This window comes from Nonomuraea sp. NPDC050691 (assembly GCF_040654455.1).
GTDB lineage: Bacteria > Actinomycetota > Actinomycetes > Streptosporangiales > Streptosporangiaceae > Nonomuraea.
In genome coordinates this window covers 1-14,079 of sequence record NZ_JBFAIA010000205.1, presented here as the reverse complement: position 1 = coordinate 14,079, position 14,079 = coordinate 1, and the positions used below count along the sequence as shown (strand labels likewise).

Sequence of the window (14,079 nt, the reverse complement as noted above, 5' to 3'; positions counted from 1 at the left end):
ACGGCGTGCGCCGCGTGCCCGCCGCCCGGCCCGCTCCGGTCGGCGGCCAGGCCGGCGAACACGGGGACGAGCATGAGGCCGGCGCCGTGCGCCGACGACATGAGGAAGGACCAGCCGGCCAGCTGCGGCAGGGACAGCCGCATCCCCACCCAGCGGAAGTGCCGCTTCGACAGCAGCCGCCACAGGCCGAAGGCGACCAGGACCACGCCGCCGGTGACCGACAGCACCGTGGCCGTCGTCAGCGAGCCGGTCACGCCGACCACCACCGCGACCAGCGCGACGGAGGCCAGGTGCCCGGCCGCGATCGCCGGCAGCGACGCCAGCAGCAGGTCCCGGCTGCGCTCCTGCAGGCCGCGGGCCACCGCGAACAGCCAGCCCATGGCCGGGTTCAGGCCGTGGAAGGCGCCCAGCAGGAGAGCGGCGGTGACCGTCATGGGTAGCAGTAGGAGTCGGACGAGGCGTCGCCGCCCTGCAGCCGCACCTGGTGGGGGCGCAGGCCGCGGAAGTCGTCGCCCCGCGGCAGGAAGCGCGGGTCGAAGGTGAATGACCCGGCGTCCACCTTGGCCATCCAGGCGCCGACGCCCTCCGGGTAGAACTGGTCGTCCCAGGCGCCGTACAGGGAGTTGGTCAGGTAGACGCGCGCGCCGTCCCTGCTCACCTCGACCATCTGCGGGCCGCCGCGCAGCCGGGCGCCGCCGGCGGCGGGGTGGGACTCGCCGCGGACGATGCCCCCGATCCGCAGCGAGCCCAGCTCGACGGGTTTGAACGGGTCGCTGACGTCGTACTGCTTGAGCTCGCCGGTGCCCCAGCAGGAGACGTACAGGCGCTGGTCGTCCACGGACAGGTCGATGTCGGTGACCAGCGGCGGGACCGCGCCGAACGGCTTGAGCACCTCGGGCAGGTCCTCCGGGGCGGCGGGCTCGGCCGGGATCTCGATCACCTTGCGGGCCTGCCAGCGGCCGCCCTCCTGGAACCAGGTCCACACCGACGCCGACAGGTCCTCGACGCTGACGACGACGCCGACGAACCCGTACGTTCTGGTCGGGTCGTGCGCGGGGCGCAGCTCCAGCGTCATCTGGTGCTGGTCGCCCAGGTCCACCGTCTGGACGTGGCGGCGTCTGCGCAGGTCCCAGAAGTGCAGACGGTGCCCGTACTGGCGGCCGAGGAGCAGCTCACCCACGACCCCGTTCTCGATCATGGACGGCGTGCCCCACTCCGAGGTGACGAGCACGTCGTGGTTGATGTGCCACCAGAAGTCGTAGGCGAGGTACTGCGGGCCCCGGTCCACCTCCCAGCGGCCGAGCACCTCGAACGACTGGTGGTCGAGGATGGCGATGCCGCCCGGGCCGTCCTCGCCGTTCGCGCCGCCGAGCGCCGAGACGTACAGGCCCTCGGGGCCGCAGTGGATCGTGTGCGGCCGGGAGTACCCGGCGCGCTTGGCCAGCTCCTCCGCCTCGATGACCTTGACGATCTCGGGGCTGACCCGGTCCTTGGTGTCGAGGATGTGGATGCGGGAGGAGCGCAGGCCGGGCACGACCAGGTAGCGCCGCTCGACGTGAGGATGGGGGGCGTAGGGGCACAGGGCGCTGCTGCAGGCGTTCCAGCCGAAGTGGTGCAGCTCGTCGCCCGTGTGAGGCAGGTCGGTCCAGCCCACGACCCGGCCGTAGCCGGGGGAGGAGGGATCGGTGTCGACGACGGCGATCGCGTCGGGACGCTCCGCCCGGCGGTCGAACGCGGCCACGTAGGCCAGCCGCTCGGCCGGCGCGGCGGCGGCGTCACGCGGCGAGGGGTAGAACGTGGGGTCCGGAGTCCAGAGTGCCATGAACCCCATGATTCATGCATTACCTACCCGGTCAATAGACAAGCTGCCGAGACCTATGCCGGTTCAGTGGGAAATATTGGCCCGGGCGGAGGGAGCCGTGACCCGCAGGAAGTCCAGCAGCAGCTCCGTGACCTCGGCGGGCCGTTCGAGGCTGGGCAGGTGACCGGCCCAGGGCAGCTCCACGTGGCGGGCCTGCGGCAGCCGCTCGGGGAGCCGGGCGGCGATCTCGCGGAAGTCGGGCAGGTCGTGCGCGCCCGACACGGCCAGGCACGGCGCCGTGATCCGCGCCAGGTCCGCCTCGGGCCGCGTCTGCGGGAACTCCTCGGTCGCGGCGAGCTGCACCTCGAACGCGCGCCGCTGCATGGCGCGCACCCGCCCGCGGGTCTCGTCTCCCGCCTCCGGCCCGAGGAACGTCTCCACGTTGAGCTCGACGGCTCCCTCGACGTCGCCGGCGGCGAGCAGCGCGTCCTCCTGCCCGGCGAACGACCGCAGCTCCGGTCCAGGCACCTGCCCGGGCACGGCCGGGCAGAGCAGCGCGAGCGCCGTGACCAGCTCCGGCCGGCTCGCGGCCAGCTCCAGGGCGACCCGGCCGCCGTAGGAGGAGCCGGCCAGCGCCGCCCGCCCGACGCCGAGCGTCCGCAGCAGCTCGGCCACGTCGTCCGCGTCACTGTACGGCCGGTCCGCCACGGGCGAGAGCCCGAACCCGCGAAGGTCCGGCCGGATCACGCGGTACCCGGCGGCGGCCAGGGCCGTCCACTGCGGGTCCCACATGCGGCGATCGCACACGCCCGAATGCAGCAGCACCACGGCCGGACCATCTCCGGCCACATCATGAGAAAGCGACATGCGACGGCACGGTAGCGAGTACGCGGGCGGATGTCGCCTCCTTTTGCGGCTTCACGGCGACGGTGCTCACCAGGGCGTTCGCCTCCAGCTCGCGCACGGCCGGGCGCGCCTACGGCGTCAGGACGACCTTGTTGCAGTCGTCCAGCTTGTTCTTGAACAGCTCGTACCCGCGCGGAGCCTCGCTCAGCGGCAGGCGGTGCGAGACGACGAAGCTCGGGTCGATGTCGCCGGCGCGGATGCGCTCCAGCAGGGGGCGCATGTACCGCTGCACGTGACACTGGCCGGCGCGCAGCGTCAGCGAGCGGTTCATGATCGCGCCCATCGGGAACTTGTCCACCAGCCCGCCGTAGACGCCGACGACCGCCACCACCCCGCCGTTCCGGCAAGCCATGATCGCCTCGCGCAGCGCGTACGGCCGCTCGGTCTCCATCCGGGTCGCCTGCTTGGCGCGGTCGTAGGCGTACATGGCCGGCGTCGGATGGTGCGCCTCCAGGCCGACGGCGTCGATGCACGCGTCCGGCCCGCGCCCGCCCGTCATGTCGCGCAGCGCGTCGAGCACGTCCACCTGCTCGTAGTCGAGCACCTCGGCGCCGGCCCGCTCGGCGTACCGCAGCCGGTACGGGAAGCGGTCGACGCAGATCACCCGCTCGGCGCCCATGAGATGAGCGCCGGCCACGGCGAACTGGCCGACCGGTCCGGCGCCCCAGACGGCGACCGTGTCACCGGGCTTGATGTCGCACATCTCGGCGCCCATGTAGCCGGTCGGCAGGATGTCGGACAGGAAGAGCACCTTCTCGTCCGGCAGGTCGTCCTCGATCTTGATCGGGCCGACGTCCGCGAACGGCACCCGCGCGTACTCGGCCTGCCCGCCCGCGAAGCCGCCCAGCATGTGGGAGTAGCCGAAGACGCCCGCGGGCGAGTGGCCCATGAGCTTCTCGGCCATCCCGGCGTTGGGATTGGAGTTCTCGCAGAGCGAGTACAGCCCGTCCTCGCAGGCGAAGCAGCCGCCGCAGGCGATGGGGAACGGCACGACCACCCGGTCGCCCGGACGCAGGTTCCGCACCTCGGGGCCGACCTCCACGACCTCGCCCATGAACTCGTGGCCGAGGATGTCGCCCTTCTTCATGGTCGGGATGTAGCCGTCCACCAGGTGCAGGTCGGAGCCGCAGATCGCGGTCGAGGTGACGCGCACGACGGCGTCCCGCGCGTTGAGCATCCGCGGGTCGGGGACGTCGAGCACCTCCACGCTGTTGCGGCCCGTCCAGCAGGTCGCCTTCATGATCGTCCTCCTACGGGCTGGGCCGGGTGCTGCCTGAGCTGCCGCAGGGCGCGGGTTCCCTCGGGGCTGCCCTCCGAGCGGACCACCTCCCCGGTCTCCATGACCTGCTTGAAGCGGCGCAGGTCGTCGCGTACCTGCTGGCCGGGGTGCTCGCCCAGGAGCCGGGCGAACGCGGTGCCGAGGGCGCCGCCGGGCACGGTGTACTCCATGGCGACGTCCACCACGGTGCCCCTGCCGGCCGGGCCGGCGGTGAAGCTCACCGTGCCGTTGGTGGTCACCGCGGCGCCCCGGACCGAGTTCCAGGCGATCCGCTCGCCCGTCCGGTCCTCGACGATCTCGGCCTCCCAGCGGACGTCCGTCATGGGGCCGCGCGCCGTCCACAGGGACCGGCCCTGGCCGACGGGCCGCACGGACTCCAGGTGGGCCATGAACGCGGGCAGGTTCTCCAGGTCGCGCCAGAACCGGTACACCTCCTCGCGCGGCCGGTTGACCGTGATCGAGGCGCGCAGCTCGATCGGGGCCGGGCCGGAGCGCGTCCCGCGTACCGCGCAGATCAGGTCGAGGGCCGTGACGCCCGCCACCGCGGCGGTCGCGAACGCCACGCGGCGGCGCCGCTCACCGCGCCGGCCGGCCAGCGCCCGGCCGAGCAGGGCCAGGTCCAGCGCGTCGCCGGCCACCCGGGTCCACGCCCACCGCGCCGGGGCCCGGCCGCCGAGCAGCACGCCCGCGTGCATCAGCTCCCGTCCGCCGGCGAGTCTCGTGACGCCCCTCGCCGCCGGGGAGTCGTCGACGCCGGCCAGGCGCGTGACCGCGTCCGGCGCCGTCACCTGCGCCGCCCCCAGCGCCAGACTGGCCCACCCGAGTGTCCGGGCGAACCTGTCGGTTGTCGTGCTCATGTGTCGTCACCGCCATCCGGTGTCGATGCCGGAGCCTCTCCTGTCCGGCCGCCCGGTTTCGGGCGTTCTCCGCCCCGTACCCGGGCGGTCTGTGCTGACACCGCGCGGGCCGGATCGGGACTCGGGACGACATCCTCACCGAGAGGCATGGATGTCCCGGCCAGGCGGGGTAGGGGGCGGGTATGCGTTACCACGCGCTGGCCTGCGACTACGACGGGACCCTGGCCCGGCACGGCAGGGTCGGGCCGGAGACCGTCAAGGCCCTGGAGCGGCTCTCCCGGGCGGGGGTCAAGCTGCTCCTGGTCACCGGGCGCGAGCTGGACGACCTGCTGGGCGTCTTCCCCGACGTCGGCGTCTTCGACCTCGTGGTCGCCGAGAACGGCGGCCTGCTGTACGACCCGGGGGAGCGGCGCGCCGAGCCGCTGGCGGGCCCGCCGCCGGAGGAGTTCGTCGAACGGCTGCGCGGGGAGGGGGCCACCCCGCTCGGCGTCGGCCGGGTGCTGGTCGCCACCAGGGTCCCGTACGACGTGCAGGCCCTCGCCGCGATCCGCGAGCTCGGACTGGAGCTCCAGGTGATCTACAACAAGGGCGCGGTCATGGTGCTGCCCCCTGGGGTGAACAAGGCGAGCGGCCTGGCCGCCGCCGTCGAGCGGCTGGAGCTGTCGCCGCGCAGCGTGGTCGCGGTCGGCGACGCGGAGAACGACCACGCCTTCCTCACCGCCGCCGAGTGCGGCGCCGCCGTCGCCAACGCCCTGCCCGCGCTCAAGGACACCTGCGACGTGCGCCTGGACGGCGAGGCCGGCGCCGGGGTGGCGGAGCTTGCCGGGGCGATGCTCTCCGGCGAGCTGGACGCGGTGGAGGTGCCCCGCCGCCACGTCCTGCTGGGCCACGACGACGGCGAGGAGGTACGGCTGGCGCCGTACGGGGCCGGGCTGATGGTGGCCGGCCCGTCGGGGAGCGGCAAGTCGACGGTGACCACGGCGCTGCTGGAACGGCTGGCCGAGGCCGGGTACCAGTGCGTGGTCGTCGACCCCGAGGGCGACTACGCCGACTACCCCGGCATGACCGTCCTCGGCGACCCGGACCGGGTGCCGGGCGTCGAGGAGGTGCTGCACGCGCTGCGCCGGCCCGACCAGAGCGTCGTGGTCAACCTGATCGGGCTGCGGCTGAAGGACCGGCCCGCGTACTTCGCCGAGCTGCTGCCCCGCCTGGCCGCCCTGCGCGCCGCGCTCGGGCACCCGCACTGGGTGGTGGTGGACGAGGTCCACCACCTGATGCCCGCCGAGCTGCGGCACGTGCCGCTCCGGGAGGCGGCGGACGTCGGCTCCCTGCTGATGATCACCGTCCACCCGGACGCGGTGAGCCCGGCCGCCCTCCGGCTCATGACCTCGACGCTCGCCGTGGGCCGGGACCCCGCCGGCACACTGGCGGCCTTCGCCACCGCCGCCGGGTACGAGCCGCCGCACGCGGAGCCGCCCTCGGAGCCACCTCCGGACGGCGGCCTCGCGCTGTGGCGGGTCGGGACGCGCCGCGCCCGGAACGTGACCCTGGAACCCGGCGAGGTCGAGCGGACCCGGCACCGGCGCAAGTACGCGGCCGGCACCATGTCCAAGGACAAGAGCTTCTACTTCACCGGTCCCGGCGAGCGGCTGCGGCTGCGGGCGCGCAACCTGCACACGTTCGTCGAGCTGGCCGAGGGCGTGGACGACGAGACGTGGCTGCATCACCTGCGCCGGGGCGACTACTCCACCTGGATCCGCGAGAGCCTGGGCGACGCCGAACTGGCGGAGGAGGTCGCGGCGGTGGAGCGGGACAGCCGCGACGAGCCCGGACCCGGCCGGAGCCGGATCGCCGCCCTCATCACCGAGCGCTACACCCTTCCCGCCGAGCCCACCGACCACGACCCCGACCACGAGTGCTGACCGGTGGGCCGGCACCCGGGCCCGTCACGTCCGCCGGGCAGGTCAGGTCATGGCGGCGAGCCGGGCCCGGACCTGGACGACCACGTCCTGCGGCAGCGGCGCGTAGCCCAGCAGCGACAGATAGGACTGGCCCGCGTTGCCGGCCGCGTACCGCAGGAAGCCGCGGGCCAGCGGCGCCGTCCCCCGCGCGCAGACGATCTCGTAGGTGATCAGGACGAGGGGGTACGCCCCCTGCGCCTTGGTCGAGTAGTCGAGCGTCATCGCCAGGTCACCGTTCCTCCCGGTGAATCGGGCGCCGCCCACAGCCTTCGTGGCCCCCTCCGGTGACAGGGCGACGTACTCGCCCGCGCCGTTGCGCACCTGCGCCGTCCGCAGCCCGGCTCCACTCGCGTAGCCGTACTCCACGTACCCGATCGTGCCTCCGCTCTCCCGGATCGTCTCGGCCATGCCGTCGGAGCCCTCCACCCCGCGGCCCGGCCCGGGCCAGTCCGCCGACGGAGGGTACGGCCAGCCGCTCGTCGCCGCGAGGTAGGAGGTGAAGACGTGGCTCGTGCCGGAGTAGTCGGAGCGGTGGAGGACGTCGATCTCCCGGTGCGGGAGGGCCGCGCCGGGGTTCTCCGCGGCGATCTGCGGGGCGTCCCACATGGTGATCGTCCTGCCGAACACCGCGGCCATCGTGGCCGGTGAGAGCCGCAGCCGCGGCACGGACGGCAGGTTGTAGGCCACGGCGATCGGCCCCACCACCATGGGCAGGTGCAGCGCGCGGTCGCCGCACCGCCCGTCGGCCAGCGCCTGCTCCTGGGCGCCCAGCACGTAGTCCGAGCCGGCGAACGCGGTCGCGCCCCGCACGAAGTCGCGCACTCCGGCGCCGGAGCCGTTCGGCCGGTACACGATCCGCGCGCCGGGATGGATCGACCGGAAGCCCTCGCGCCACGCGTTGATCGCCCCGAGCTGCGCCGTCGACCCCGAGGCGATGATCGCGTCCCTGCCGCCCGCCGCCGGCCCGGCCCGGCTCAGCAGGGCGCAGCCGGTCAGCCCGGTGGACGCGAGCAACACGGACAGGACCGACGCCGTCATCTTGAGCACGTATACGACCGTATGAAGGCGTCGTGGACCGAAGAGTAAATCCACGGGCAGATCAACTGGAAGAAAACGCCATCACCAGGTCAAGCCACCCCTTCGGCTCGAACCCCCTTCCCCGTCCCGGCCGAGCTTGCGGCTCCTCGTCGTCGATGGCGGTCGACGGTCGGTGTGCCCGTCAGGTCTCTCGTAGCCGGTAGTCGAGGGCCCCCTTGTCATTCCATGGCGGACTCGCCGCCCGGGTAGGCGAAGGAGGACCGGGGCGAGTAGAACCCCCACACGATCTGCAGGGGGTCGGCGGGGCGAAGTGCGTGGACCGGGTGGTCAGGCTCCACGAACTCCAGCGAGACGATCTCGAACGGATCGACCGGCTCCGCCACGAACGGGTAGAGCCCGCTGATCCGCTGCCCGTCAACGTCGGTGATGTACCGCAGCTGTCCGCGGCTGACCGCCGTGCCCGTGCGCCCGACCCGTGCGGTTGTACGGATCACCGGCACACCGTCGGACTCGGTCGTCGCGACCAGCGTCCTTCCCTCCACCTCGATCGTCGTACGACCGGGGGTGGCCGGGACTCCTCGTACGGCCGCGTACTCGCGCACCACCTCGCTGGAGTTGAAATAGTGCGTCCACCACCGGCCGGGGGTGACGCCGTCGGGCGCGTAGGCGTCCTCCAGGTCCGGCCCAATGTACGTCAGCGAGTACGCGCCGAACCCGGAGGTCTGCTCGGGCCGGTCGACGACGTACTGGTTCATGAAGACCTGCCGGTTGGCCATCGGCTTCAAGCCTTCGGGCACCAGTGCGGCGACGGCATCGGGGTCGGCCGGCACCCATCCGAAATAGATCATCCGGCTGTTGACGACGAGCTGGGGTGCCACGAGTTCGGGCACGTTCTCTCCCTTGCTATCGACGACGCATAGCCGGAACTTACGTGAAGTCTTGCGGGAGAACAACGACGTCACATAAAGGTTGCTCCTTGCGCGCCTGCCACGGTCCGCACGTGCGTGCCGGATGTGCGGTTCACCGCGCTCCGACGGTGGCCGCGAAGGCCCCGAAGGCCGCGAACAGGCGAGCCGGGTCGGAAATGTGGTCCAGCTTCACCTTGGCGACCGGAGATGACGAGGCTTCTCGGCCTCGCCCATATCCGGGAACTCCCGGATCCCCCAGAGGGGACGTGACGTTCTCCCCGGACGGGAAGAGGCTCGCGAGCACCGGCGCCGACGGCACTGTCCGCGTGTGGGACCTCGTCCGGGGCCGGCAGGCCGGGCGGCCCGTCACCAGACGGGGCACGGGCACCGTCTACGGCATGGCGCTCAGCCCCGACGGGGACAGGCTGGCCACGTCCAGCGCGCCCGGCGCGTTCCTGTGGAGCCTGAACAGAGGCGACCACGGCCCGGTCGCCTCAGTGGCCGCCGCCCGCCAGGTTGAGGCCGACCACGCCGCACAGGATGAGGCCGATCGACACGAGCTTGAGGAGGGACGCGTCCTCGCCGAGGGCGACCATGCCGAGCACGGCCGTGCCGACCGCGCCGATGCCCGTCCACACCGCGTACGCCGTGCCGACCTCCAGGTTCTTCAGGGCCAGCGCGAGCAGGCCGAAGCTGGAGACGGCGAAGACGCCGAAGGCGACGCTCGGCAGAGGCGCCGAGAATCCGTCGCTCAGCTTGAGGGCGTAGGCCATGGCCACCTCGAACAGTCCGGCGGCGACGATCAACAACCAGGCCACGACGGCTCCTTTCGGGAGCGTCGTCTTGTCGGGCCGGGTACGGCGCGTCTCGTCCGGACGGGTCCCTGATCGGGCCCGCATCGAGGCCAACGGCCGGCCGTCCGGTCGCATTCCCGCACCGGCGGCCGGGACCGCCCGCGTAGACCGCCCGCGTAGACCGCCCGCGTAGGCCATCCGCATAGACCGGGAGAAAGCGGGCAGGACCCGCATTGTGCCTGGTAGCGGATGGCTCGCGCGCTGGCCGGTGATCCGGCAGCTCAAGGGCGAGGACCCCCGGGGCTCCGCCGCGCGCTCCGCCCGCACCGACGCGCTGCGGCCCCGCACCGAGCAGGCCGACACGGTCGCCCGCTCCGTCTGCCCCTACTGCGCGGTCGGCTGCGGCCAGCTCGTCTACGTCAAGGGCGGCCGCGTCACCCAGATCGAGGGCGACCCGGACTCGCCGATCTCCCGCGGCCGGCTGTGCCCCAAGGGGGCGGCCAGCAAGCAGCTCGTGACCCACCCGGGCCGCCAGACTCGGGTGCTCCACCGCAGGCCGTACGGCACCGAGTGGGAGCCGCTCGACCTGGACACCGCGATGGAGATGATCGCCGACCGGGTCGTGCGCACCCGGCGCGAGACCTGGCAGCAGACCTGCGAGGGCAAGGTCGTGCGCCGCACCCTGGGCATCGCCGGCCTGGGCGGGGCGACGCTCGACAACGAAGAGAACTACCTGATGAAGAAGCTCTACACCGCCCTCGGCGCCATCCAGATCGAGAACCAGGCCCGTATTTGACACTCCTCCACCGTCCCCGGTCTGGGGACCAGCTTCGGGCGTGGCGGCGCGACGACCTTCCAGCAGGACCTGGCGAGGGCGGACTGCATCGTCATCCAGGGCTCCAACATGGCCGAATGCCACCCGGTGGGCTTCCAGTGGGTCATGGAGGCCAAGGCGCGCGGGACGAAGGTCTTCCACGTCGACCCGCGCTTCACCCGCACCAGCGCCCTGGCCGACCGGCACCTGCCGATCCGCGCCGGCAGTGACATCGTGCTGCTCGGCGCGCTGGTCAACCACGTGCTGGAGAACGGGCTGGACTTCCGCGAGTACGTGCTGGCCTACACCAACGCCGCCACGATCGTGTCGGAGGACTTCCGCGACACCGAGGACCTCGACGGGCTGTTCTCCGGCTGGGACCCGGACACGGCCACGTACGACCCGCGCAGCTGGGCGTACGCCTCGACCGGCGAGCAGCCCCCGGCGGGGCACGCCGAGGGCGGCCGGCACCACGCCGAGGCGGCCGGACCCGAGACCTACGGCGCCGGCGGCGCCGCCGCGCACCCCCGCCCGCAGAGCGACCCGACGCTGACCCACCCGCGCTGCGTCTACCAGATCCTCAAGCGGCACTTCGCCCGCTACACCCCGGACCTGGTCGAACGGCTCTGCGGCATCCCGAGGGACGCCTTCGCCGAGCTGGCCGGGGCCGTCACGGCCAACTCCGGCCGGGAGCGCACCACCGCGTGGGTCTACTCGGTCGGCTGGACCCAGCACACCGTGGGCGCCCAGTACATCCGCACCGCCGCGATCCTGCAGCTCCTCCTCGGCAACATGGGCCGGCCCGGCGGCGGCATCATGGCGCTGCGCGGCCACGCCAGCATCCAGGGCTCCACCGACATCCCGACGCTGTTCAACATCCTGCCCGGCTACCTCGCCATGCCGCACGCCGACCGGCACGACGACCTCGGCCACTATCTGGAGCGCGAGGGCGGCGAGACCGGCTTCTGGGGCAACCGGCGCTCCTACCTGGTGAGCCTGCTCAAGGCGTGGTGGGGCGAGGCGGCCACCGAGGACAACGACTACTGCTTCGGCCACCTGCCGCGCCTGACCGGCGACCACGGCCACTACACCACGGTGATGGGCCAGATCGACGGCACCGTCAAGGGCTACTTCGTGATCGGGGAGAACCCGGCCGTCGGCTCCTCCGGCGGCCGCGCCCAGCGCCTCGGCCTGGCCAACCTCGACTGGCTCGTCGTCCGCGACCTGACGCTGGTGGAGACCGCCACGTTCTGGCGCGACGGCCCCGAGCTGGAGACCGGCGAGATGCGCACCGAGGACATCGGCACCGAGGTGTTCTTCCTGCCCGCCGCGAGCCACGTCGAGAAGGAGGGCACCTTCACCAACACCCAGCGCCTGCTCCAGTGGCGGGAGAAGGCGCTCGACCCGCCCGGCGACTGCCGCAGCGACCTGTGGTTCTACTACCACCTCGGCAGGCTGGTCCGCGAACGGCTGTCCGGCGACGAGATCGACCGGCCGGTGCGCGAGCTGACCTGGGACTACCCCGAACAGGGCGAGCACCGAGACCCCTCGGCCGAGGCCGTGCTGCGCGAGATCAACGGCGTCGGGCCCGACGGACGCGCCCTGTCGGCGTCCACCCAGCTCCGCCCCGACGGCTCCACGGCCTGCGGCTGCTGGATCTACTGCGGCGTCTACGCCGACGAGGTCAACCAGGCCGCGCGCCGCCGCCCGGGCGCCGAACAGAGCGTCGTGGCGCCGGAGTGGGGCTGGGCGTGGCCGGCCAACCGGCGCATCCTGTACAACCGCGCCTCCGCCGACCCCGAGGGCCGGCCGTGGAGCGAGCGCAAGGCGTACGTGTGGTGGGACCCGGAGCGCGGCCAGTGGACCGGCCACGACGTGCCGGACTTCGAGATCGGCAAGCCGCCGGGCTACCTGCCGCCCGAGGGCGCCCACGCCCAGGACGCGCTCGCCGGCACCGACCCGTTCATCATGCAGTCCGACGGCAAGGGCTGGCTGTACGTGCCGTCCGGGCTGGCCGACGGGCCGCTGCCGGCGCACTACGAGCCGCACGAGTCGCCGGTCGGCAACCCTCTGTACGGCCAGCGGGCCAACCCCGCGCGCCGCACGTACGACCGGCCCGAGAGCCCCTACAACCGGCCGGGGCCGCTCTTCCCGCACGTGCTGACCACGTACCGGCTGACCGAGCACCACACGGCGGGCGGGATGAGCCGGCCGCTGGCCTATCTCGCCGAGCTGCAGCCCGAGCTGTTCTGCGAGATGGACCCGCGGCTCGCGGCCCGGCTCGGGCTGGCCAACGGCGACTGGGCCACGATCGTCACCAGCCGCACCGTCCTGGAGGCCAGGGTGCTGGTCACCGGCCGCGTGCGGCCGCTGCGCGTCGAGGGCAGGGTGCTCCACCAGATCGGGCTGCCGTACCACTGGGGGTGGGGCGGAGGCGGCCTGGTCACCGGCGACGTCGTCAACGACCTGATGCCGCTGGTCCTCGACCCGAACGTCTACATCCAGGAGGGCAAGGCGATGACCTGCGACGTGCGGCCGGGTCGGCGGCCGAGGGGCCGGGCGATGCTCGACCTGCTGGAGACGTACCGCCATGGCTGAGCGGATGGGGTTCTTCACCGACACGAGCGTCTGCATCGGGTGCAAGGCGTGCGAGGTGGCCTGCAAGGAGTGGAACCAGCTTCCCGACGACGGGTTCGTCTTCGAGGCCACCTCCTACGACAACACCGGCATGCTCGGGGCGAGCACGTGGCGGCACGTCGCGTTCATCGAGCAGTCGCGGCCGGTGCAGGTGCCCTCTTCTGACGCGGCCGAGGAGGACTCCGTCGATCGGTGGCTGATGGCCTCGGACGTGTGCAAGCACTGCACCCACGCCGCCTGCCTGGACGTGTGCCCGACCGGGGCGCTGTTCCGCACCGAGTTCGACACGGTCGTCGTGCAGGCCGACATCTGCAACGGGTGCGGGTACTGCGTGCCCGCCTGCCCGTACGGCGTGATCGACCGGCGGGAGGGCGACGGGCGCGCCTGGAAGTGCACGATGTGCTACGACCGGCAGCTCGGCGGGCTCGAACCGGCCTGCGCCAAGGCGTGCCCCACCGACTCGATCCAGTTCGGCCCGCTCGACGAGCTGCGGGAACGCGCCGAGGAGCGGGTGGAGCGGTTGCGGGCCGACGGCCACGAGGAGGCGCGCCTGTACGGGGAGAGCCCGTCCGACGGGGTGGGCGGGGCGGGGGCGTTCTTCCTGCTGCTGGACGAGCCCGAGGTGTACGGACTGCCGCCGGACCCGGTGGTGACCACCCGCGACCTGCCGGCGATGTGGCGCTGGGCCGGGGCGGCGGCCCTGTCGGTGGCCGGCACGGTCGCGCTGGCCTTCGTGAAGGGTGGGCGAGGCTTCGTGAAAGGTGAGGCCGGGTGGGGCTTCCTGAGAGGTGGGGGCAGGTGAGGAAGGAGGGGGCGGTCGTCCCGGAGGCCGAGTTCCGCTCCTACTACGGCAGGCCGGTCATCAAGCCGCCCATCTGGCACGAACCGCACATGCCGACATATCTGTATCTGGGCGGGGTGTCTGGTGTGTCGTCCTCGGTGGCCGTCATGGCCCGGCTGACCGGCAACCCCCGCCTCGCCCGCACCGCCCGGCTGGCCGCCGCCGCGGGCAGAAGAAGCCGCCGTCGATCAGCCGCTTCAGCTTCAGCAGGCCCGGCAGGAACAGCTTGTCCTGGACCACGCC

The 14,079-nt window shown here is 72.8% G+C and carries 11 protein-coding genes, 1 pseudogene and 1 riboswitch; of the genes and pseudogenes, 4 read left to right on the top strand and 8 right to left on the bottom strand.

Annotation, left to right across the window (positions count from 1 at the left end; translation table 11 throughout):
- The 5 genes from AB0H81_RS39315 to AB0H81_RS39295 form a co-directional block, all read right to left on the bottom strand.
- A partial coding sequence (locus AB0H81_RS39315) for a hypothetical protein (RefSeq protein WP_358385749.1) occupies positions 1-434 on the bottom strand: 434 nt, incomplete at its 3' end.
- Positions 431-1,822: a selenium-binding protein SBP56-related protein gene (locus AB0H81_RS39310; RefSeq protein ID WP_358385747.1), complete on the bottom strand. Its 1,392-nt coding sequence runs from the start codon at positions 1,820-1,822 to the stop codon at positions 431-433. The genes AB0H81_RS39315 and AB0H81_RS39310, both read right to left, overlap by 4 nt.
- A 63-nt stretch (positions 1,823-1,885) precedes the next feature.
- Positions 1,886-2,629: an alpha/beta hydrolase gene (locus tag AB0H81_RS39305; protein WP_358385744.1), complete on the bottom strand. Its 744-nt coding sequence runs from the start codon at positions 2,627-2,629 to the stop codon at positions 1,886-1,888.
- A 148-nt stretch (positions 2,630-2,777) separates the two neighbouring features.
- Entirely contained in the window at positions 2,778-3,947 is a 1,170-nt protein-coding gene (locus tag AB0H81_RS39300) for a zinc-dependent alcohol dehydrogenase (protein ID WP_358385741.1), read from the bottom strand.
- On the bottom strand, positions 3,944-4,843 hold the full coding sequence (locus AB0H81_RS39295) for an SRPBCC family protein (protein WP_358385738.1): 900 nt from the start codon (positions 4,841-4,843) through the stop codon (positions 3,944-3,946). The genes AB0H81_RS39300 and AB0H81_RS39295 overlap by 4 nt, the downstream gene beginning before the upstream one ends.
- A gap of 182 nt (positions 4,844-5,025) precedes the next feature.
- Here AB0H81_RS39295 and AB0H81_RS39290 point away from each other — a divergent pair, with 182 nt between their 5' ends.
- Positions 5,026-6,765, top strand: a complete 1,740-nt coding sequence (locus tag AB0H81_RS39290; RefSeq protein WP_358385735.1) for an HAD-IIB family hydrolase — start codon at positions 5,026-5,028, stop codon at positions 6,763-6,765.
- Between the two features lie 42 nt (positions 6,766-6,807).
- On the opposite strand, the gene pstS is transcribed toward AB0H81_RS39290, so the two are convergent.
- Both pstS and AB0H81_RS39280 read right to left on the bottom strand, forming a co-directional pair.
- A complete protein-coding gene (gene pstS, locus AB0H81_RS39285) occupies positions 6,808-7,842 on the bottom strand; it encodes a phosphate ABC transporter substrate-binding protein PstS (protein WP_358385752.1) in 1,035 nt (344 codons plus the stop codon).
- Positions 7,843-8,060: 218 nt separating this feature from the next.
- Positions 8,061-8,732 carry an acetoacetate decarboxylase family protein gene (locus AB0H81_RS39280; protein ID WP_358385733.1) on the bottom strand — a complete coding sequence of 224 codons (672 nt, stop codon included), beginning with the start codon at positions 8,730-8,732 and terminating at the stop codon, positions 8,061-8,063.
- A 194-nt stretch (positions 8,733-8,926) separates the two neighbouring features.
- Here AB0H81_RS39280 and AB0H81_RS39275 point away from each other — a divergent pair.
- Positions 8,927-9,076, top strand: a pseudogene (locus AB0H81_RS39275) (WD40 repeat domain-containing protein); the annotation flags it as partial.
- A gap of 168 nt (positions 9,077-9,244) precedes the next feature.
- Here the strand turns inward: AB0H81_RS39275 and AB0H81_RS39270 are convergent.
- Positions 9,245-9,568, bottom strand: coding sequence for a multidrug efflux SMR transporter (locus AB0H81_RS39270; RefSeq protein ID WP_358385731.1), 324 nt, complete (start codon positions 9,566-9,568; stop codon positions 9,245-9,247).
- Between the two features lie 14 nt (positions 9,569-9,582).
- Positions 9,583-9,649, bottom strand: a riboswitch (guanidine-III (ykkC-III) riboswitch).
- Between the two features lie 130 nt (positions 9,650-9,779).
- On the opposite strand from AB0H81_RS39270, the gene fdh reads away from it, so the two are divergent.
- Both fdh and AB0H81_RS39260 read left to right on the top strand, forming a co-directional pair.
- Positions 9,780-12,956 carry a formate dehydrogenase gene (fdh, locus tag AB0H81_RS39265; protein WP_358385728.1) on the top strand — a complete coding sequence of 1,059 codons (3,177 nt, stop codon included), beginning with the start codon at positions 9,780-9,782 and terminating at the stop codon, positions 12,954-12,956.
- Positions 12,949-13,797: a 4Fe-4S dicluster domain-containing protein gene (locus AB0H81_RS39260; RefSeq protein WP_358385726.1), complete on the top strand. Its 849-nt coding sequence runs from the start codon at positions 12,949-12,951 to the stop codon at positions 13,795-13,797. Before fdh ends, AB0H81_RS39260 begins: the two co-directional genes overlap by 8 nt.
- The last annotated feature ends 282 nt before the right edge of the window (positions 13,798-14,079 follow it).